Source organism: Ureaplasma sp. ES3154-GEN (assembly GCF_025780075.1).
Taxonomy (GTDB): Bacteria; Bacillota_I; Bacilli_A; order Mycoplasmatales; family Mycoplasmoidaceae; genus Ureaplasma.
In genome coordinates this window covers 104257-127644 of the sequence record NZ_JAOXHM010000004.1, presented here as the reverse complement: position 1 = coordinate 127644, position 23388 = coordinate 104257, and the positions used below count along the sequence as shown (strand labels likewise).

Sequence of the window (23388 nt, the reverse complement as noted above, 5' to 3'; positions counted from 1 at the left end):
GCGTGGATATTTATATAATATTTAATATAATATTATAAGACAGAAAAAGAGGTAATTATGAAACTAAATGTAACAATAGAGATTCCTAAACATTCTAATATCAAATATGAGTATGACCGTGCAACTAAAGAAATTAGCGTAGATCGAATTTTATACGGAGCAAATTCTTATCCACAAAACTATGGATTTATTCGCGACGCTTTGGATTATGATGGCGACGAATTAGATGCTTTAGTAATTGCAGATCAAGCCTTCAACCCTGGAATCAATGTTCCTGTACGTTTACTAGGAGCAATGAAAATGATTGATGGTGGAGAAACAGATACAAAATTAATCACAGTTATTGATTGTGATCCCCGTTATCAACATATTCAAACATTGCAAGATGTTCCTGCTCACTATTTAAAAGAGATTAAAGATTTTTTTGAAAATTATAAAAACTTGCAAAACAAAACCGTAATTATTAATGGTTTTGAAGACCAGGCGTGAGCTATCAATGAATACCAAGAGTGCCAAGCATTAATGCGTGAATATAAAAATATGGATAAAGATGAGTTTGTTGCATTAATGCGAACAAAACACCCAGAGAAATATACAAACTAACACATGCAAATCAAAAATAATTCTTTTACTAAAATACATACTAAATTAAAAAGTATTGTTTTGTTCTCAAAACAAATCAACAAAATTAAAAAAACTAGTGTTCGAAAATATTTTAGTAAACTCTTGCGTTTAGATAGACTTATCTATAAACTAATTGCGTTTTTGAGTATTAGTTTTATAGTTTTTTTATCTGGTTTTTTGGTACGTGATCATTATATTAACCACTTATTAACAATTAACGAAGTTAATCAAAATAACCAATTAAGTAGTGGTTTGTATGAATTTACAATTAATAATGGATTAGGTTTAGGTCAATTATCAAACCAAAGTCACCACCTAGTGTTTTTTGTCCAATCTATTCCTGTTGTTTTAGGTTTCATTGCTTTATTTTTCCTAGTAAATCCTGTTTATTACATCGCAGTCATGTTTATTATTTTTGGAACATTAGGAAATATTATCGATCGCTCAATCACTGAACCACACGAATTATTACAACTATATCCAAAAGTTTTCACAGATCAAAAAAACGGTGGTGGCAATGATATTTACTACGGAGTTGTTGATTACTGACGTTTTGCCCATTCAATTATTAATTTGTTTGATGTTTTTATCGTTGTTAGCGTTTCGTTACTAGTAGTTTACTTACTAAGTAATATCATTATTGGTTTTGTTAAAACAAAAAAAGACAACACTGATGAAAAAATTAAAGAACACCGCGAAACCAATGATACTACCGAGTTAGCAAAAGATGAAGATCTAGAAGTCACTGATGTGGATAAAAAACCATACGGATGGGATGAAAAAGATTTTAATGACAAAAAATAAAGAAGAAATTATTGTTAAAACAAATCGTCCTAAACGAGTGGATAAATATTTAAGTGCTAATACAAACTATTCCCGAACACAGATTAAGCAATGAATTGAACATGAACACGTTTTTATTAATAATCAAGTCGCTAAGGCTAAGACATTAGTTACCGAAGAAGACATCATTACTTACATCTTAGATAACGATGACAAACCCGTCATTAAAACTAAGAATGATTATGTTTATGATTTAGAAATTGTTTATGAGGATCAATATTTTCTGGCTGTTAATAAACCTAGCGGAATGCTTGTGCATCCTTCACAATTTAACGAACAAAACACCCTGGTAAACGCAGTGCAATATTATTTGCAAACTCCCCAATTTTATTTAGTTCATCGTATTGATAAACATACATCAGGTATTGTCTTATTTGCAAAAGACAGTGCTAGTTATGAAAAAGTTCAACAATTATTTATCAACCGAAGAGTGGACAAAAAATACTATGCACTCGTTGCAAATCGCTTTGATGATCAACATTTGCGTTTCGCAATTAACCAACCAATTGGTTATAGCTATGATGATAGTTTGAGGATGCAAACACCACCTGCTAAAAATACCAAAGATGCATTAAGCATTTTTAACGTAGTAGAACAATATAAAAACTCAGCACTTGTTGATGTTCAAATCATCACCGGTCGTAAACATCAAATTAGAGTGCATTCGTTATATATGAATCATCCTGTATTGAATGACCCACTTTATTCTAATCAGAAAAAAATCTCAGATTACGAACAATTCTTGCACGCATATTATTTGTCCTTTATCCATCCTTACACGAACACAAAAATCTTGTTAAAAACCGATTTGCCACTCGAATTTAAAGAAAAGATTGAATGATTGAAAAACCATTTTTATGAAGAATACTAGTTTATTTTTAGATTTAACTTCTAAATTCTGTATCATTGGTTTATACGACATAAATCAGCAACTAATTGCCAGCGAAATCCGCTTAACTAATAATAATTTGACCGATATTGTCAACCAAATTATTTTTAATTTATTTGAGGAAAATAATTTAAGCATTGAAAAAAATCTACAGGCAATATATTTAAACAATGGACCTGGTAGTTTTACGGGTTTACGGGTTGCTAGCATTATTGCAAAAACCCTAATGATTACTTATGATATAAATTTATATGTCTGTGATCATTTGAAATTATTAACAAAGCACATAACAAATACTTTAGCTTTTTTAGATGCTAAAGGGGATAAAATGTATGCTTATCATGATCAGAAATATTTTATTATTAAAAAAAATGACGTTGATAAGTATATGTTAAACCACTCTGATTTAATACCAATAGTTATCAATGAACAAACTTATGATTATCAATATCTTTTAAAAAATTTACCTTTTGAACTATTCACACAGGTAAAAAACATTGATGAATATGTTATTAACTATGTAAAACAACCTGTCTAATTTTTATTTAAGCTAACAGAACCAAACGGTTCTGTTTTTTTATTTTTTAAAAACATTCAAATTAAAACTAATTTTTTTCCTATTTTTTATTAATTAATAATGAACATAAACTTAATTTTTTGACATTTATAATTCAAATATAAATATCTATATATAATATTTATATCAATGTTATAAAGAGGAGTTAATATGAAAAATATCGATTATTCGCAATTACTTGAGAATTATAAAACGAAAATAGAAGAATTATCGGTCAATGATTTAAACAAAGACCAAAAAAGACTGTGTAAAATGATCTTAGATAATGTAGAGAATAAAAAAGAATTACAAAATGTTTATCAATTTTTAATGCAACGCGTTAAGGTTGGTTTTACATTTGATATCGCACCTGAAATTAATAACAAAATGATTTCAATCCTAAAATATAACCAAGAAAAATCGTTTAAATTTGAAGGTGCTAAAAACCAAAACAGTCTAATTATTGGTGAAAACTATGATGGCTTAAAGAACTTATTAGTCATAGAGAGAGAGAGAGAGACGCGGCTTAAATTATAACTACGATGTAATTTATATCGATCCTCCCTATAACACCGAATCCGCATACACTGATGGCAATAATTCGGCTAACGACAAAGAAAACATCAGTGCATCTAAATTTATTTACCGGGATAAATTTAGTCGTAATGGTTGATTAAATATGATGAACGAACGCCTATGTTTAGCTAAGAAATTGTTAAAAGACGATGGCGTTATTTTTGTATCCATTGATGATAATGAACAGGCGTATCTCAAAGTCTTAATGGATGAAATTTTTGGTGAAGAGAATTTTATTACTAATTTAATATGAAGAAATAAGAATACTGGCGGCGGTTCAGACAAAGCTAATATTGAAATTGAAACAGAATATATAATTTTATATGCAAAAAATAAAAATAATGTTTTGTATAATTCTATCCCTATTGATAAAAATAGCTTTAACTTAAGTGATGAATTTTTAGAAGAGAGAGGAAAATATAAATTAACTGATTTAGATCATGTTTGTTCAAAATCAAGTTTTAAATATTCTAGCTCTCTAGATTATGAAATAATAGCTCCCGATGGAACATCGTTTTCAAATTACAGAAATAAAATAATTCCTAAATCATATGCATACACATTAGGGCTAGACACTTTTTTATCACAAAAAAAATTAGGCTTTATTGAAATTCAGCAAAAATTTGATAAAAAAAATAATTTGTACTACTGAAAAGCTTATAGAAAAATTTATCAAAAAGTCAAATTTGACAATAATAAAAACGAAATAATAAAAAGAGAAAGAGGGAATAATTTTAATAATATAATCTTCGATAACAACATAACTACAAGTGCAGGCAAAAGAAACCTAATATCAATTTTAAATAATAAAGATTTTTCTTTTCCTAAACCACATAAATTAATTATGTATCTAGTTAATCTAATTCCAAACAAAAACGCCCGTGTTTTAGACTTTTTTGGAGGCTCAGGAACAACAGGACATGCGGTTTTAGAACTTAACAAAGAAGATGGGGGAAATCGTACCTACACGATTGTGACAAACAACGAAAACAACATTGCTGATGATGTAACTTATGAGCGCTTATACCGGATTAACAATGGCATTGGCACTAATAATGAAACTTTTAAATGAAGTGAAAAAAATGAACCATATAAACAAAATTTAGATGTTTTTAATCTAGAATATTCCTCAATCGATATTAACGACCATAACGACAATACGCAAATTTTAAAAGATATGCTACGTGAGTCATTAAAACACTTTGGTATTGAATCAGTTTCTGAGGAAGAACTATTAAATAACTTATCCAACTTATATTCTTTAGAAAGGGAAGATAATGAAACTAACTAGTGTTCAAGAACAAGCGGTTAAGCAGTTGCTTAGCCATTTTAACTATGCATATTTACAACAAGAATCGAAAATCATCGAATTTAAAGCTCCCACTGGTTCGGGAAAAACCTTCATGATGGCCAACTTTATTGATTGGGCAATCACAACAAATAAGCAAAAAAATAAAAAGCCCTTATTGTTTGTGATTATGACCCTCTCAAATGCTGAATTACCCAAGCAAATGGAAGATAATTTTAATGAATACAATTCCTATTTACAAAACCGGCATGAGATTATCTTTGAACGTAAAGAGTCACCATCCAGCACCAAAAACAACGCTAAAGACGCTGATTATTCTTTTAAACCCCAACCTAACAAAGTATTTATTTTAGGCGCTTCTTCTTTTGGGGCGAAAAAAATATATACTGAACAAGGGATACTAGATAAATTTATCAACGAAATTGCTAACCATTACTTTGTTGTTTTTATTCGCGATGAAGCGCATGTTGGAACGAGCGAGAAAAAAGATAACAAAGACACTAAAAACTTTTACAAAAAAATGTCAAAGATTGCTAATTTTCAAATCAATATGACAGCCACCCCGAATAATCAGTATGAACAAGTGAAAATCACAGAAAATGAACTAAAAAAAGATGACATTAAATTACTAAAAACAGTTCCTATGGTCAATAAAGGTGTCGATAATACTGCAGAGTCTGTTATTGATGATGATATTTTATTGAACATCGCCTGCAAGGAATTTAAAAAAATTAAAAAGCGTTACGCCAGTGAAGAGGGTTTAATGGGCAAAATTAACCCCGCAATGCTAATTCAGGTCAGTGATAAACAAGCAGAAAAATCTGATGAATTTGAAGTTAATATTAGGGCAATTATTAAGAAATTAGAATCATACAATTTCACTTATGCAAAATACTTTGCTAGCGAGAAAATATCATCTAATCTACGTGGTCAGGCTACACTAAAAGAAGTTTCCAAAAGAAACTCTGATATTGATGTCATTATTTTTAAAGTTGGTCCAGCAACTGGTTGAAACATTCCCCGTGCGTGTATGCTTGTGCAATTACGTAAGGTTTCATCCGAAAACTTAACAGCCCAAACACTTGGAAGAATCAAACGCAACCCTGATCCCAATTTTAATTTTAAAACTAATTCCTGAGCGTATAAATACTGGGTTTATTCCAATTTTACTGGTTTTGATAAGCTTTTTAAAGATTGTGAAATTAAAACCTATAAATTAAATATTGACAGTGTAGATAATTTGTTTTATTATGGAGAAATTAATAAAGAAGTTGCAGCTATTGCAGTTGATGACAATTTAATTGTCAAATATATTCAAAACCATTTGTTTGGTTTATTAAAATCTAGTTATGATTTCTACAAAAAAGAAGTTGCTGCCAAAAAATTCCTAATTGGCAAAAGCACGAAAATCAGTAGACAAGATTATGTTACTGAAAAAATCAATAACACAATTGAGCTTAGTGTTTATATTAATAACTTTTTCGAGAAAACAAGCAACATCTTTACCCAATCCTTAATTAATAAAATTAACAATTATTTTGATACCCTAAATGAATTTACCCCACTGCTGTGATACACCTTAATCAAGGACTTGTACCCCAAAATTAAAAATTACATTGCTACACAACGAAAAGAACTGATTGACCAAAAAAATATTCGGGAATTCAAGTTCATTTATGATAAAAAATTACCCGCAGAAATTAATCTTCTAACCAACGATGATCATCAAACCCAATTCAAAGAAAGCGCCTTAAATTTTAAATATGAACTCGTTCATAATTTAAATAAAAAAACTAAGAACAATAAAAGCAAGACCCATTCGTTTGATTCTGAAAACGAAGTGTTTTTTATCGAAGCCATCAAAAAACTATTTATGCATAACGAAGCAAAATATGCAAATATTGCGATTTATCGTAATACCCTTAGTGATGGGCTATCTTATGATTATTATGATGCAAATTTTAATATTCATCAGCAATTTCCTGATTTTATTTTGATTTACAAAACCAATAAAATTGAACACCAAATTAGTATTGAAATCAAGGACTATAATAATGATAATGATGAAAATAAAACAAATAATATTATTCAATCATACAAAAGCTATTACCAGTTAGACAACCGAAAATCAACTCCTGTACAAATTGTTAGTTCTTTATTACTTCAAGTTAACCAAAAACACAATGATGATAACAAATTTTTTATCGCTGGTGGGGGGAGCACAAACGATGATATTGACAATGAAATCCAAAATAATAAAAACATTAACAAAAGTATTCAATGAGTTTATGATCTTATCAAACAGTTTAAACCATCTGTGTAACTAAAATGATTCTAAAACGCAAACAATTGTGGGATTTATATTTTTTATATCCAAAGTCTTTAGTTTAGATATTTATTGTTTTTTATTAAAGTTTATAGTTTAAACCATATAATTCTTTAATTATTCAAAAGAGCTAGCGCAAAACTAATACCGTAGCTCTTTTTTCGTTTAAAAAGATCCTAAGCAGATTTAGCAAGTTCAATAATGGAACAAACAGAAATTCAAGAATAAATAGTCTTGAATAATAATGTCTTATATTTATTAAAGAAAAATATAGTAAAGTAAAACAAATCATAAAAAGAAAATAACGATTAAAGATTTTAAAAAAGATATGAGAAATTAATCATTTTTTCTTACCCTTGGAGTTAAAGCGCAAAATAAACTTGATTTGTCAATATAAAGTAAAGAGGTGGAAATCTGCCATAATTTTACAAGTGGGATATAAGATGATAATATTGTTATAGGAATAAACAGATCCAAAAATCATATCTGCTGCATAAATTGGACAAAGATTATTTATTGTCAATAAATGTAAGCAAAAATAGATTATATTTATTACATTTGATAAGGTAGATAACTTTGATTGTAAAAATCAATTAATATTAAAATTCACTTAAATGTTATTATATCTGCTTATCTTACAGTAATACTCGACCTATACCCCAGTACTCGAATTACAAAATCGCATACAAAAAACCAAAATCAGCAAGCACAAAAAAGGATATGTTAAAAAAATCAACGAAACATAAATTTTAAATGATTTTACCTTTTTGTTATTGAATTTCAATTAACAAAACATAGCAAGTAGAATATACCCATTTCTTCCCCTCTAATTTATGAGTTGATGTGTATGTTCTTAAAAAGTTTGTTGTAAAAAATAAAGAGCATTAAAAACAAAGAACAAAACAACACCACAAAGTGATGTTGTTTTGTTATCTTTAATAATTAATAAATGTGTTTTAAAACCTTTGTTATTAAATATTCGTTATATGTTCTTTAACAATAACAATAATCATAAGGTATTATTAAATGCTGCTCTTGATAATAGTTTTACTTTTGTAAATAAAAAAACACCTTTAAAAGGTGTTTATTTTTATTAAAAGAATTCTCCTGTTTCTAATTTAACAAAATTAGATAATTTTAAAACAGGTTCGAATTTTTGAACGTTTTCTTGTGTAACTAAATTGTTTCCATAAATTTTTGTAGTTGTATATTGTTTAGCGTTTGTTTGAGAATCTAATTTAAAACTGATATCATATAATTTTTTAGTTTTAGTCTTTGGAATTAAATTATTTTCAATCATAAATTTTAATAATTTTTTATGATGTTCTAAACTTCCATTTATATCATACGGTAAAAAGAAACAAACAACTCCTCTTTGGTTTGGATTTGAATCATATAATGTTCTCTTACAATTTTTAACAATATTTTCTTTGATTACTCTTTCACAAATTTTATCAACAAATTCATCATCAATACCTATTTTAAAAAAGTACATTCATTTTCCATTGTTATCTATTTGAGTTTGTTGTTTCCCATCTGTAAATACTTTTCAATTTAAATAATTAAAGATTTTCACTATATCACCTATTTCGTATATTTATTTCATTTTTCAAATGTTAATGAACTATCCAATTCAAATGAGTTATGCTTTGAAACATCAAATATAAATAAGTAAGATGTATCACAACATCAATATATTAACTATCACTTGGTGGTAATTTTTAGCAAAATACAATTCTGTTGCTATTAACTCATATTGAAAAATTTGTTTATAAAAAGAGATTTAATTTTTATAAAATCACTGATTTTTTCATTATTCACAAATATTATATTAGAAAAAGCATTAATCGCAAGAACTTCTGTGAGAAAACTTAGTTCAGGTTTACATATTAGTGATTAATCTTGGAAATTATATGTAATTTAATACATTTTTCATATGTTCAACATTTTCTTTGTTTTTAATTTTTTTGATTATCAAAAGGGCTTTTTTAGTTACTTTGACAATAAAAAAACCAACTGATAGATCGCATCACCAACAGCTGGTAAAAAAGTATGACCAATTATTTTAATGTGCCCGGTTCAGAAAAATGGTATGTTCTAATCATATTGATATTCTACATATTTTTTAAATTTTTTTGCAATTACATTATCAATAGTAATCACTTTATATTCTTTAGCTTTTGTTGTTATTAGTTATCAAAATTGTAATAGGCTTATAAGTTTCAAGTGTATACTCGGGTCTTATAATATCTTTTAATAAAAGAGTAGTTAAATCAGTCTTTGCTGGACAAAGTAATAATGTTTTAAAGAAAATGAAAGAAGTCCTAAAATCTAAATTTTTTTTAAAAAAATTCCTGCATAGAATTAATGTATGTATTTAGAAATAATCCAAGAAAATTATAGTTTTTGTGATAGATAAATAGATAGTCTAATAGAATTAGAAAAGGATTGAAATAATGCCTGCTGTGTATTGCATTTGTTGTATTCTAATTTAGATTTTATAAATCAAAATCATCACCAAGACCATTTGCATGCATGAACTATATTTACTCTAAAAAGTAAATCCAAAAATACATCAAAAAAAATCGTAAACCAATTAAATTAAGCAATTTTTATACTTGACCTTTGAGTAAAAATATAAAAAATTAATTAGTAATAAATACATTTTTGTTACTAAAAATTTTGATCATTGTGTAACAACAAAAAACAACTAGGTTAAACTAGTTGTTTTGTTTTATCTAATTAAAAATTAACTATAACGAATTGCACTCATTTTTTCATCATTAAAATTAGTTAAAAATTCATAAATTAAGTTAAAAGCTGCTTGGATGTCTTTCACATCAGCCACTCCAATTGGAGCATGTAAATAACGTTGTGGAATTGATAAACCTAAAATAACCGCTCCCCCGTTAGGTGCATATTGCATTTCTGCAGCATTGGTTCCTCCACCTTTCGCAACATAACGATAGCAAGGGATATTTGCGTTTGCAGCTAATTCTTCAAAGTAAGTTAATAAACGAGGATTAGCTAGAGTTTCGCTATCTTTAATTCTAAATGCAATACCATCACCAAGACGCGTTGTTCCAGAAATGGCTTTATATGTATCATGACTTGCTGTTGTATCTAAAATAATGGCTACATCAGGGTTCACATAACTAACCGTTGTTTTAGCACCTCGAGTTCCCACTTCTTCTTGGGCAGTTAATGCGAAATAAGCATCAACAGCTAGATCTTTTTTTGCTAGTTCATTAATTAATAAGTCAACAACTGCACAACTCACACGGTTATCAACAGCTTTTCCGACAATAAAATCAGGATTAGCAAAATCCATTTCCATATTTGCTAAATAAACAAGCGTACCAGTTTTTACACCTGCATCAATTGCTTCTTGTTTGTTTTTAAAACCAGCATCGACATATAAATCATTTGCATCGTATGCGGCCTTACGCTTATCAGCTTCTAGAATATGAATTGATGTGTGTCCGATTAGACCATTATACACAACATTTTCGCTAATCATCACTTTCACAGGAGCACCAATCACTACATTCGGTCAAATACCACCCATTGCAGAAATCATTAGCATTCCTTTATCGGTAATTTCACTCACAATATATCCAACTTCGTCCATATGAGCATCAATAAGAACCTTAGGGGCGTTTTGTGCTGTTGTTGGTTTGTGGTAAATAATTGATCCTAAAGCATCACGTTCATATGTTAAACCCGTTTGGGCAACACTTGCTTTTAAATAGTCAACAACTTTTTCTTCAAATCGTGACATCCCGTATATTGACATATAAGCCTTACATTTATTTTTAATTAATTGTTTATCTTGAAATTTCATTTTTTTCTCCTCTTATCATCTTAATCATCTAATTCGTTGGTATGACGAACATAGTTTTTAATACCTGCTAATCCATACAAATCGGTGTCTTGAATATAAGCAAGTGATGCAGAACCACCCATTGAAATAAAGTTTAGATAACCATCTAAAGCTAAGTATTCTGCAAGTGTTGAAGTTTGGTTATCACTAATAATACTATATAAGCCATGTTGGGATCTACGAGCAATAGATTTTAAAATACTAATAGTGCCTGATGCATAGTGTTGAATGTTTTCAACCATTCCAAATGCACCATTTCATAGTACAGTTTTTGCTTTACGAATTTCACGTTTAATTAAACTTAATGAACGCTTTCCGATATCTAATCCATAGAACCCTTTGATTCCCTCATCAATTTTCAGATAAATCGGTGTGGTATCTGCTTTTTCGTTATTACACAAAAAATCAAAACACAATAAAATTTTGTGTTCATACTCTTCAAGTAGTTCACTAATTTCATCAAGCAAATCACGTTCTACGTAGTTTAAACCAACATCATAACCCTTAGCATATAAAAAACTAAAAACTAATGCGCCCCCGATAACTACCCTATCTGCGCGTTCGCAAAGAACTTCAATTGCTCCCATTTTATCAGCAACATAATTCCCTCCAATTAAGGCTAAATACGGACGCTTAGGGTTTTCTAAAGCTAAATCCAAGTGATTTAATTCACTTGAAATTAAAAACCCAATCGCACTTTCTTTAGAGTTAGTGGCAATCCCATAATTTGATGCATATTTTTTATGCACAATCGAAAACGCGTCCTCAACATAAATATCTGCAAGTGATGCTCAAAAAGCCCCTAAATTCATATCACATTGGGTTTCAAAACCAACATATTCACCCGTAGTAGCAATATCGCAGTATTTTGTATTTTCTAAGACTAAAACATCTTTATGTTCAAGTTCATTTACTTGCCGAATAACATCATCGCCATAATTCTCAGAACTAAATAACACATTGTGTGCATTTTTTGCTAACCGTTTAACTAGAACATCATAAACAATTTTTAAACTGTATTTATTGCTTATTTTATCGTTTAAACTTTTAATTTTACCTAAATGAGAAATAATAATTACTTTACAATTTTTACGTAATAGGTAAAAAATATTGGCCATCGCTGCTTTAATTTTGCGGTCATTAATAATTTTATTGTTCTTGATTGGTACATCAAGATCAAGATGTAGCAAAACCGTCTTATTAGTGACATCGATGTCACTAATAACTTGTTTTTTATGGTAATTAGACATAAATTTTAGTACATTTCATCATCAGCTGTTATTTTTAAAAGTGCCAAACCATTAAATAAAACTTGCTTTACACTTTTAATCAACCCTAATCGAGCTTGGGTTAAAGGAATTTGGTCACGATCAATAATCTTTACATTTGCATAATAGTTATGTAGTAAATTAGCTAACTCATACAAATAGTTTGCGATTTTATGCATACTAAATGTATTGGTTGCAATACTAATTGTTTTTCTGAAATAATGCAATTGATTGCAAAGATTACGTTCTTTCTCGTTAGTTAATAAATTCGCATCTATCGCAGGTATTAGATCTTTGTTTTTGTTTAATAATGAAAAACAACGGGCATGAGCGTATTGAACATAAAAGAGCGGGTTGTTGTTATCTTTTGCAAGTGCTACATCAACATCAATAACCACGTGGGTATTCATTGATGATGAACCCAAGAACCAACGAAGTGCATTCGGCCCAATCACACTAATTAAATCCCGAATTGTTAAGGATTGACCTGAACGTTTAGATAACTTAAACTCCTCATTATTTTTTGTTAACTTCATAATTTGTGAAGTTAAAACAATTAAATTATCAGGATTAAATCCAAAACATTTTACACCCGCTTTCAAGCGCGTAATATAACCTAAATGATCTGTTCCAAACAAATTAATCATCACATCAGGCTTGTATGTTAAATATTTGTAGTAATGATATGCAATGTCGGGCAAAAAATAAGTCATCGCTTGGTCAGATTTAATTAAAACACGATCTTTATCATCGTTAAATAAAGTTGTTTTTAATCATAATGCACCACCTTGTTTATAAGTATATTCATCTAGTTGGTTTAGAGTGGTAGGAATTAAATCTGTTGCACGAATTGCTTTTTCAGATGTGTAATTATCAATCACTGTGTGCATTAAATTCAAATCGTTCTTAATTTCTTTTAGAAAATATTGCACTCCAAACTCTTTGATGTACTCACGTACTTTATGATCGACAATATTAAAATCAGTATCAACTTGCACATTTACAAATTGATCGCTAACTTGTCGTTGTAATGCATTTGCGGCTTCTTTGATTTCATTCCCATGATACGAATCTTCAACTAAATCAAATGGTTTGTTGAAATTTTGTAAATAACGAATTAATATACTACTTGCAAGTTTATCAACCTGGTTTCCTGCATCGTTAACATAATATTCACTAGCAACATCATAACCACTTTTCTTTAATAAAGCGCATATTAAATCACCATAGACAGCATTTGCAGCATGACCAATATGCAATAAGCCGGTTGGGTTTGCAGAAACATATTCAACAAGGTATTTTTTATCTTGGGGCGCAAACACCGGAAAATCTCTTGTTTCTGCATTAATTGTTTCTAATAACTCTTGATTGTCTTTTGGTTGCAGAACAAAGTTAATAAATCCGGGATTAACAACTCTGATATCCTTAAATACATTTTGATCAATTTTGCCAACTAAGTCTTGAGCAATTTCAACCGGTTTCTTACGTCATATTTTTGTAAGGGTCATTGCAACATTAGTATAAAAATCACCGTGTTCAATATTACTAGTTTTATCAATCACATAATTATGATTTTCTAATCCGGATTCAGATAGTATTTGATCAATGATTTTTTTAATTTTTGTAATAATCATTTTAACTCCTATAAAATAAAAAATTCAACTCATACCATAGGCAAGAGTTGAATGAAATTCTAGTATTTAGAACGGTATTTATTTGCCTCTTTAATTTTTTCTTTTTTACGTAGGCCTGGTCTTAAATGGTATTCATGACGCTTAGAATCTTTTTTTGTTTCATTTGAAATACGTTTAAATTTTTTTAACGCTTTTTCCAAATCGCCTTCAACGCTAACTCCTCTTGACATAATTCACCTACATTTCTATAAAAAATTATAATAATGTATATAATTATATGATAAAAATAACATTTATAGCAAGGAAAACACCAATCAAACAAAATATTAACCTAAAGAAGCCGTTTTTTAGGTAATTTACAAGATGTTTTATTTTATTAATTGTAAATTAATATAAATTTATTTTTGATGAGATATTCAAAAATATAAAATATTTATTAAGAAAAAACAGAATCATTACTGATTCTGTTTTTTGACAAAATAGTTCTTAATATTTAATTAATGAGAAAACGGGGGCAGATAGTTTTTTGAAGCCTTCTAAAAATGTTAATTCAATTAAATATAATGAGCCAACAACTTGTCCACCAGCTAAACCGACTAATTTTTCAATCGCTTCAACAGTTCCGCCGGTTGCTAGTAAATCGTCAACAATTAACACACGTTGACCAGGTTGAATTGCATCTTTGTGCATTTGCACGCTTGAACTACCGTATTCAAGGTCATAATCCACAGAAAAATGTTCACGTGGTAATTTGTTTGGTTTTCTTACTAAAACAAACGGTTTATCCATTTTTAAAGCTAGTGGTAAGCCGAATAAGAATCCACGTGATTCAGCACCCACAATTACATCAACATTTAGATCTTTTGCATAATCAGCAAACATATCAACAACATCTTTCATTGCTTTTGGTTGCATAAAGATTGGGGTAATGTCCTTAAAAATAATTCCTTGTTTTGGGAAATCAGGAACATCTTTAATTAATGATTTTACATATTCAATTTTTTCCATACTTTTAAACTCCTAGAACTTATTGATGTTTCAAATTTCTTGTTCATCATACTTATCATAACCAGTTTGGTGATGTGTATGTAGGGTTTTTTGGCGAATTTTTTGGGCAATCAACACTGTGACAATATTTAATTTTTGCATCAATATCATCACTGGATAATAAAGAATTGCGAAGGCTACAAACACAATCAGATTCATCATAATTAGAACAGTTGGCAAGAAGAACATCAAGATTAATAGTGATATTAGAACCACACTATAAATTATAGTATAAGCAAGACTATTATGGGTTGTTCGACTAATAAAGATCGCTTTTAATTGATGTTTTGTGTATCAATTTTTTTTATTCACATATGTTTTTGTTTGTGATAAATAAACGAAAACAAAAATTAACATCAAAATAAAGAATAAATTAAATCCTAATAAACTATATTCATTAATCGGAATTTGTGCTAAATAGACAACTGCTACCCCTATAAACATATAGGTAAATAAACTAACAAAAATAACCAGCACTGATGTTAGGCCTAATCAGATTAAAGCCCAGAATAAGGCAATTACTAAAATAATTAAATAACTATAAATACTCATTGCTGCATTTTGAATTCAAAATGCAGTGTTTTGTTGACTAAAACTCAATGTAAAGTTTTGCGTTAGTGTATATCAATCACTTCTAAAACTTGTAATAGTTGTGTCAAAGACTAATTCTGTTTTTTTCTCCAAAATTGTATAGTCGACTAATGAATTATAGTCTCAACTCTTAATTGTTTCTATCGGTATAAAATGGTCTACATAAGCAACTAAGCGAGTGTTACTAAATCAATCATTTGCACGTACTTGCAATCCTAAAACAAGCATTCCAGCAACAAAAATAATTATAAAAATAACAGCTAAACTAATTGCTAATCATTTATTTTGAAGTCATTGTGCAAACTTAACAGCCGATTTGTTTACTGGTAGCTCTAAGGTTCCAAAATGCTGTTGATTAATTTCTTGAGCATGTGTTAGAGATTTCTTTCATAAATGGTATTGTGGTTGTTCTTCATTTAGATAAGCTACTAAATACCCACTTGCAAGACTAAGTAAATAATTAATCAGTACACTTGCAAATGTAATAATCATTATATTAGTTCCCCACGCTTGGTTAGTGTGATCATTAAAGAACATAAATACTAAACCAACAAATACAACGAGCATATACATATAGAAATATTTAATTCAGTGCTCATTTAAGCTTTTAACAAAAGCATTTTTATATGAATAACCTTGTTGTAAATAATGCTTTAACTGTTTGTTAATTTGCATAAAACCAAACAGGTTTAATAAATTTAAAGTAAATAAAGCAGCATAACTTTCGGCACTAAAACCAATATTAAATTTCACTAAAAATATTAGTGACAAGGTGTAAGATAAAAACATTAAAACAGCATTTAATGCGCCTGCAAATTTATACAGCACGCTAATAACAATACCAATTAGCAGAATAACTATACTTAAACCAATCAGAATACTCTGTTGATTTGTCAATTGGACTATTAACTTGTTTGTGTATGTTGCTTGTAAATGGCTTGCACGATTTAGAAAATCAACAAAAACACGTGCATATTGATGTTTTATTAAATCTTTGTTATCAGCTGATAGTAAATTACTATAAACATATGCATCATTGAAATATTTTTTGAAATTAACTAAGTTTGCAAAATATGAATTATTACTTTGATTATTTTGTGGTTGACTCAAGATAATTTGTTTAGTACTAAACTCATTATTTTCATCAGTTTTAAAGAAATGATAGAATGACAAATAATCAATTGCTAACACATAAGGGCTAATCAATGATAAATCCTTTATGTTTCACGAATAAAACATTTCTTGCTCTTTTAATACATCATCAGCGGTTGTTGGTTGACTAAAACTAAATTGGTTATTGCTGTTCTTTTTATAAAAGCTTGATGAATAAAATGCACGAATTAAATTTAATAATTGGTCATCCTGAACCTTGGTATTATACTTAATAGTATTTTTGTCAATTAAAAAATCATTAATCGGCTTTTTGCTGCTGCTAATAAAGTCAACATATTGTTTTTCTTCTGAATTAGCATCTAAAGCGCTATATTGAGCGTCCACCATATTTCAAGTGTTTTGATCCAATACATCTTTTTGTTGGTGCGCATACGCTAATAAAGCAAGTGAGTTTAACTTCATAATTAAACCATCACGATTAGCCCATAACAACCATAAGTTTTCTGGTTTAGTTAGTTTCTTTTTATCCTGAATAATATTTGAAACAGCTTGATCACGAGTTTCAGTTGTATTTTCTTGACCAACAACGTTTTTATATTGAGCATCAAAAGTCTTTAAGCTAAAATTAGCATTATCTTTGGTTTTAACATTAATAGTTAATTCTAAATTATTACTCAAATTATTGTTTTTTAGATCTAATGCTTGAGGGTTTTTATTCAAAACCAAAACACCAGTTTCATCAAATGTTTCATCATTTAATTTAGTTGTTTTGTGAATTGTTTCACCTAATAAATCCGAAATATTTTGCAACTCCAAACGGTTGGATAAACTAAACACATTCAACAGAGCTAATTTTGCAGTTGTTTGCTCATTTTGATCACTTAAGTGCGCATAGTCAAAATAACTATGTGTGCTATTTAAACTATAATCATAAAAGTAGTTGATGATTTCATCATCAACTTGTGTTTTAGTATTTAGAATATGAAAGTCTAATTTTGATAATTGATCGATGTTGCTTTTATGAACTTGCAAATGATCAACGTTGTCGCTAATTAACCATTGAGTATGAGTAACATACTTTTGATCCAGTCCGTTCGTGCTTTTTAAATCGCTTTTTAAACTCACACTACTAGCGACAACTCCCGCAATACTTCCTGCAACAACAGTAGTTAATCCGCTGATTAGCAATGCTTTTTTATTTCACTTAAATGGTTTGTTGACAAATTGTGAGTTTTTCAAAACGATCAATCCTTTTAATTTTGTATGCACTATAAATCATAATTATATTATAAACATATCGCAATCGGTGTCTTTTTTGTATTTAAGATTAATGTTTATTATAATTATATAGATAACTTATGCCATCAAAACCATTAAAAGGGGAGCTATGATTTACAACATCTATAACCAAACAAAAGATTTTGATTTAACAACCCACGAGAGTTTGTTTGAAAAATTAATCGAAACCATTCAAAACCATTTGCAAATACCAGAGTCTAAAATATTTGAACTCTTTTTTGTTGATGACGAAGAAATTAAAGAAATTAATTTTAACTATCGCCAAAAAGACGCAATTACAGATGTGGTTTCTTTAGAAAGCGACCAAAACCACACAAGTCCAATTCTAGGGGAAATTTATGTTTGTTATCCGCAAGCTATTCGTCAAGCGAATGCCTATGAACACTCATTAACCCGTGAATTGTGTTTTCTAGTTACGCATGGCTTATTACACATTTTAGGTTATGACCACCTAAATCCCCAAGACGAAAAAATTATGTTTGGGTTACAGGAAGAAATATTAAACAAGCTAGGAGTAACTCGCTAATGCAACAACAAATTAAATACGCAAACATCGCAATTATCGGAAAACCCAATGTAGGAAAATCGTCGTTAATGAACCGACTAACATCAACATGATCAAGTATTGTTACGCCAAAACCACAAACAACACGAAACGCAATTAGCGTTGTCTATGAAGATGATGAAGCAAAATTCGTGTTCACTGACACGCCAGGTTATTTAGATCCCCGTCATAAACTTGATGAATTTTTAAACCAGGAAATCAAACAAGCTTATGAAAAGGCGGAGTTCATCCTTTTTATTAATGATATGTCAAGACCATTGAGTAATGAAGATGATGAAATCATTAATTTGCTCTTAAATTTACGTAACAAAAAAATTATTTTAGTTGTGAATAAAGCCGAAACTGCAAGTAACCAACATATAATTGATGAACGTATCCAAAATGTTAAACAAAGGATTAATGTTATTGATCAAATTCAAATTAGTGCGTTGCACCAAATCAACATTGATAAACTATTAAGCTTAATCAAATCACATATTGCATATTCGCCAATTAACGAATACTTTGGTCAACAATACCAACAAGATGATTTATTTATGATTAGTGAAATTATCCGTGAACAATGTTTAAATTTGTTAGATAAAGAAGTTCCACACGGAATTGGTGTACAAATCGAACAAGAAAATTACGATCAGACAATTGGTATTTGAAAACTTGCAGTTAATCTAATTGTTGAAAAAGAATCACACAAACGAATTGTTATCGGAAAAGATGGAAGTAAGATTCGACAAATTCGTTTAAGTAGCCTTAAGAAAATTAAATCTATCTTCGATGCTGAAATCACTCTAAACTTGTTTGTAAAAGTCGAAAAAAACTGACGCGATTCTTTTACCACTTTAAAGGCATTAGGTTATAAAAATAAAAAATAATGGCACTTGTTGTCACACGAGGTTATTTAATCAAAAGGTCTGATTATAACTACTTTGATGAAATTCTTACTTTTTTAAATGAACACGGGAACATCTTTCATATGTATGCGCCAGGAACTAAGCGTATTACTTCAAAAAATGCACGCAGTTTATTTTTTGGTAATTACCTAGAGTTTGAATTCTTTCATGCAACACAAGTCAATAAAATGGGAAAACTAAAAAAAGTAGTGGCAATCCATAGGATTGATTATCGTTATGATAACAACTTAGCTTTATTAGCCCTAAACTATTTAGTGAGCTTAAGCGATACAACAAGTAAAAACATATATAATTTTTATCAAAAAATCCTAAGTTACATTATTAGTGATTATGATCCCTACGCCTTAACTATTTATTTGATGGTTAAATATGCTCAACAAGAAGGTTTAGTTTTTCATTTTGACGATTGTGTGCATTGTCGCAACAATAAACGCATTGTGAGTTTTGATCAGAATCACTTAGGATTAATTTGTGTAAATTGTTTTGAACGAGAACCACAATTTGTTTTACAACAAGATTTAATCAAATTATTTCGTTACTTTGCTTACGCAGAAGATTTTGATAAAAATTTAGCAATTCTAGAAAAAAACGCAGTTAATTTAATGAAATATCTTAACCATTTATTACTTAATAAGCTTGGGGTTTATATCCCCTATATTGACCATTTAAAAAAATAAAAAATCTATTTATTAATATAAGGAGGCATTTATGCAACGATTTATAAAAGCGGATGATCTTGTTAATCATCTTAAACAAACAGGATTTGTGTTTGCGAATTCAGAAATTTACAATGGGTTAGCAAACGCATGGGATTATGGGCCCCTAGGAGTTTTACTAAAAAATAATATTAAAAATTTATGATGAAAATACTTTGTGCGTCAAACCCCTGATGTTTATGGTCTTGATTCTGCAATTATTAACAATCCACTGGTGTGACAAGCGAGTGGGCATTTAGATAATTTTAGTGATCCATTAATTGATTGCAAAAAATGCCAAACCCGTTATCGTGCAGACAAGATGATTAACCAAATTGCACAAAAAGAGTTAATCAATGAAAAGTCAACTAACGAAGAAATCAAAAAAGCCCTGCAGGAATATAATGTAAAATGTACTAATTGTCAAGCAAATAACTGAACAGATGTACGTTATTTTAACTTAATGTTCAAAACAAATATGGGTGTAATTGATGATAATAAAAATATTGTTTATTTACGGCCAGAAACTGCTCAGGGAATCTTTGTAAATTTCAAGAATGTTCAACGTGCAATGCGATTGCATTTACCATTTGGTGTTGCTCAAATCGGAAAATCTTTCCGTAATGAAATTACCCCAGGAAATTTTATTTTCCGAACTCGTGAATTTGAGCAAATGGAAATTGAATACTTCTTGCATCCCAACCAAGCATATATTACCTTTGCTGATTATGAAGAGAAAATTTACAACTGACTAATCCAGGAATGCCGATTAAGCCCTCATCACTTACGTAAACATGAACATAATCAAAAAGAACTAGCTCACTATGCGAAGAAAACAATTGATTTTGAATATGAATTTTTATTTGGATTCCAAGAATTATATGGGCTTGCCTACCGTGGTGATTTTGACTTAAACCAACACATGAATTTATCTAAAAAAGATCTAACTTATTTGGATATAAATACAAAGGAGAAATTTATTCCCCATGTTATTGAGCCATCAGTTGGGGTTGAACGCTTATTTTATGCAATAGCAACCAATAATTTGCTAACTGAACAATTAATTGAAGGTGATGAACGAATTGTTTTTGATTTACCATATGATCTAGCACCTTACAAAATTGCAGTTTTACCGCTATCAAACAAATTAAAGGAACCTGCACAAAAAATTTATCAAAACTTATTAAAGCAAGATCTTTCAGTAACATTTGATACAGCTGGTTCTATTGGAAAACGATACCGACGCCAAGATGCAATTGGAACAGTTTATTGTTTAACTATTGATTTCGATGGTGTTGATGAAAACAATAATGTTGTTTCATTTACATTACGTGAACGAAATTCAATGCAACAAAAACGTATCTCATTGGATGAATTACAAGCATACTTATCAAAAGAAGGACATAATAATTTTAACCGTGACTAATTTGTACGATAGCATCAAAGATCAAGTTAAAGTATCCGATGTTATTGGACAATATTTAACACTTAGTAAAAAATCTAACAGTTTTATTTGTGTTTGTCCTTTTCATAATGATACTAAACCATCGTTATCGATCAATGATGTAAAAAAAGTTTTCAAATGTTTTGCTTGCAATACCGCTGGCGATGCTATTAAATTTGTTGCATTAAAAGAAAATATTTCTTATCAACAAGCAGCAGCGAAGATCATTAGTGATCATCATTTAGATCCATCGTTGTTAAAAGTAATTAAAAATCAATCACCACAGCAAAAACTCGCTGATGATGTTGGTTTTATGAACCAAAAAATTGCTTTTTATTTTCATATGTGGTTAAATGATCTAAAAAATAAAAGCATTAAGCAGTATTTAAAAAAACGTAAAATTAGTGATGAAATGATTGAGTTGTTCCAAATTGGATATGCTCCAAAGGATAATTTCCTAACTTCAGTTTTAGAAAAAGTCATGGATAGCATTAGCGCTGAAAATGAGTTTTTTACTTGAAAAAACCTTGTTGACTACAGTTTGATTAAAGTCAATGAACAAGGGAAACATCAAGACTATTTTTTTAACCGAATTATATTTCCTATTGCAAATTTGCACAACCAAATTATCGGTTTCAGTGGCCGCGCAATGGAAGAACAAAAAACTAGTAAATATATGAATTCCAAGGAATCGGCTATTTTTTTAAAGAAAAACACTTTGTATAACCTTAATTTAGTCAATAAAAACCTACAAGAGTCAGAAAGTTTATATATTTGCGAAGGATTCTTTGATGTTATTAGTGCATATCAAGCAGGAATACATAACATCGTTGGAACAATGGGCGTTGCATTAACTAACGAACATACTAAACTTTTGAAACAACTAAATATCAAAAAACTAATCCTGGCATTTGATAATGACCAAGCAGGAATGGAAGTTACATTAAAATATTTGCAATCTCCAATTGCTCAGCAATTTGATTTATTTGTCATTGATCACCAAAACAATCCTTACAAGGATTTTAATGAATTTTTAGTTAATCAGAATGAAGAAAAACTAAAAGATCAATTGCAAAAATATGTACATTATTCCGTTTTTTTACTGCAATATTTCGTGAAATTATATATAAACGAAAATGATTTAATTGCAAAAAACAATTATCACCAAAAAATTCAGCAAGTAATTGCGCAAACAGGTCAAGAAATATACATTAGTAATTATGTTCCTATTTATATGCAAATTAACGATCGTTTTACAAATGATATAGCCATTTATGAAATTCGAAAAATTTTACGAAAACAAAATTTGCAATACCAAAAACAAGTTGTTCAAGAACAATCAAAAACTTTATACAAATTAAATTATCAATTTAGAAACCAAAAACAGGTTGCTAATACAAATAATTTGTATTCAATGTTTGCAGCAATGATTCAGTCACAAGATTGCTACCAACAAGTTTGTGTGGCTTTAAACCCTACTAAACGCTTTCAACTTCTTCCAGAATACTCTGCATTATTAGATTATTTTGACACTCTTTATATCGACGTCAACGATAAGCCTAATCGTGATAATCAGGACTATAAATTAGGATGATTTATCAATAAATGAGATCCTGAAGAACATGATCATCCTACTAATGATTTGTATAGTAAAATTAAAAATTTTATTCTTGATCCCAAAAACCACTGACCCTGAATTAATAAAGAAAATCCCAATGAAAAACATATTGCAATTACAGAATTCGCAAATTGAGCTATTAGAGATACTATTCCCTTTTTAAAACACAAAAAAAACCTTCCTGATCGTTAAGATTAGAA

At 29.2% G+C, this 23388-nt stretch carries 19 protein-coding genes; 12 read left to right on the top strand and 7 right to left on the bottom strand.

Annotation, left to right across the window (positions count from 1 at the left end):
- Positions 1-57: 57 nt before the first annotated feature.
- The 7 genes from OF377_RS02345 to OF377_RS02315 all read left to right on the top strand — a co-directional run bounded on the left by OF377_RS02345 (position 58) and on the right by OF377_RS02315 (position 7120).
- Positions 58-603, top strand: coding sequence for an inorganic diphosphatase (locus OF377_RS02345; RefSeq protein WP_263836281.1), 546 nt, complete (start codon positions 58-60; stop codon positions 601-603).
- A 3-nt stretch (positions 604-606) separates the two neighbouring features.
- Positions 607-1428 carry a lipoprotein signal peptidase gene (locus OF377_RS02340; protein WP_263836280.1) on the top strand — a complete coding sequence of 274 codons (822 nt, stop codon included), beginning with the start codon at positions 607-609 and terminating at the stop codon, positions 1426-1428.
- Positions 1415-2338: an RluA family pseudouridine synthase gene (locus OF377_RS02335; protein ID WP_263836279.1), complete on the top strand. Its 924-nt coding sequence runs from the start codon at positions 1415-1417 to the stop codon at positions 2336-2338. Before OF377_RS02340 ends, OF377_RS02335 begins: the two co-directional genes overlap by 14 nt.
- Positions 2325-2894, top strand: a complete 570-nt coding sequence (gene tsaB, locus OF377_RS02330; RefSeq protein ID WP_263836278.1) for a tRNA (adenosine(37)-N6)-threonylcarbamoyltransferase complex dimerization subunit type 1 TsaB — start codon at positions 2325-2327, stop codon at positions 2892-2894. The genes OF377_RS02335 and tsaB overlap by 14 nt, the downstream gene beginning before the upstream one ends.
- A gap of 189 nt (positions 2895-3083) precedes the next feature.
- Positions 3084-3449: a type III restriction endonuclease subunit M gene (locus tag OF377_RS02325; protein WP_263836277.1), complete on the top strand. Its 366-nt coding sequence runs from the start codon at positions 3084-3086 to the stop codon at positions 3447-3449.
- Positions 3439-4779, top strand: a complete 1341-nt coding sequence (locus OF377_RS02320; RefSeq protein ID WP_263836287.1) for a site-specific DNA-methyltransferase — start codon at positions 3439-3441, stop codon at positions 4777-4779. The genes OF377_RS02325 and OF377_RS02320 overlap by 11 nt, the downstream gene beginning before the upstream one ends.
- A complete protein-coding gene (locus OF377_RS02315) occupies positions 4766-7120 on the top strand; it encodes a DEAD/DEAH box helicase family protein (RefSeq protein WP_263836276.1) in 2355 nt (784 codons plus the stop codon). Before OF377_RS02320 ends, OF377_RS02315 begins: the two co-directional genes overlap by 14 nt.
- 1096 nt (positions 7121-8216) lie before the next feature.
- Here the strand turns inward: OF377_RS02315 and OF377_RS02310 are convergent.
- From OF377_RS02310 to OF377_RS02280, 7 genes are all read right to left on the bottom strand, one after another.
- Entirely contained in the window at positions 8217-8699 is a 483-nt protein-coding gene (locus OF377_RS02310) for a hypothetical protein (protein ID WP_263836275.1), read from the bottom strand.
- Between the two features lie 1173 nt (positions 8700-9872).
- Entirely contained in the window at positions 9873-10967 is a 1095-nt protein-coding gene (locus tag OF377_RS02305) for a M42 family metallopeptidase (protein WP_263836274.1), read from the bottom strand.
- 20 nt (positions 10968-10987) lie between these two features.
- On the bottom strand, positions 10988-12256 hold the full coding sequence (pgk, locus tag OF377_RS02300; RefSeq protein ID WP_263836273.1) for a phosphoglycerate kinase: 1269 nt from the start codon (positions 12254-12256) through the stop codon (positions 10988-10990).
- A 5-nt stretch (positions 12257-12261) separates the two neighbouring features.
- The gene (gene argS, locus OF377_RS02295) at positions 12262-13908 is read right to left on the bottom strand and encodes an arginine--tRNA ligase (RefSeq protein ID WP_263836272.1); all 1647 of its coding nucleotides are present in this window, start codon (positions 13906-13908) and stop codon (positions 12262-12264) included.
- Between the two features lie 59 nt (positions 13909-13967).
- A complete protein-coding gene (gene rpsU / locus OF377_RS02290) occupies positions 13968-14138 on the bottom strand; it encodes a 30S ribosomal protein S21 (RefSeq protein WP_263836271.1) in 171 nt (56 codons plus the stop codon).
- A gap of 256 nt (positions 14139-14394) precedes the next feature.
- On the bottom strand, positions 14395-14916 hold the full coding sequence (locus OF377_RS02285) for an adenine phosphoribosyltransferase (RefSeq protein WP_263836270.1): 522 nt from the start codon (positions 14914-14916) through the stop codon (positions 14395-14397).
- A 12-nt stretch (positions 14917-14928) separates the two neighbouring features.
- Positions 14929-17898: a hypothetical protein gene (locus tag OF377_RS02280; protein ID WP_263836269.1), complete on the bottom strand. Its 2970-nt coding sequence runs from the start codon at positions 17896-17898 to the stop codon at positions 14929-14931.
- 148 nt (positions 17899-18046) lie between these two features.
- Between OF377_RS02280 and ybeY the strand changes: the two genes are divergently transcribed.
- The 5 genes from ybeY to dnaG are packed head-to-tail and all read left to right on the top strand — an operon-like array spanning position 18047 to position 23380.
- The gene (gene ybeY / locus OF377_RS02275; protein ID WP_263836268.1) at positions 18047-18484 is read left to right on the top strand and encodes an rRNA maturation RNase YbeY; all 438 of its coding nucleotides are present in this window, start codon (positions 18047-18049) and stop codon (positions 18482-18484) included.
- Complete coding sequence (gene era, locus OF377_RS02270; protein WP_263836267.1) at positions 18484-19392, top strand: GTPase Era; 909 nt, start codon at positions 18484-18486, stop codon at positions 19390-19392. The genes ybeY and era overlap by 1 nt, the downstream gene beginning before the upstream one ends.
- On the top strand, positions 19392-20108 hold the full coding sequence (gene recO / locus OF377_RS02265; RefSeq protein ID WP_263836266.1) for a DNA repair protein RecO: 717 nt from the start codon (positions 19392-19394) through the stop codon (positions 20106-20108). Before era ends, recO begins: the two co-directional genes overlap by 1 nt.
- Positions 20109-20139: 31 nt before the next feature.
- Positions 20140-21552, top strand: a complete 1413-nt coding sequence (locus OF377_RS02260; RefSeq protein ID WP_263836265.1) for a glycine--tRNA ligase — start codon at positions 20140-20142, stop codon at positions 21550-21552.
- Positions 21497-23380, top strand: coding sequence for a DNA primase (gene dnaG / locus OF377_RS02255; RefSeq protein ID WP_263836264.1), 1884 nt, complete (start codon positions 21497-21499; stop codon positions 23378-23380). Before OF377_RS02260 ends, dnaG begins: the two co-directional genes overlap by 56 nt.
- Positions 23381-23388 lie beyond the last annotated feature (8 nt).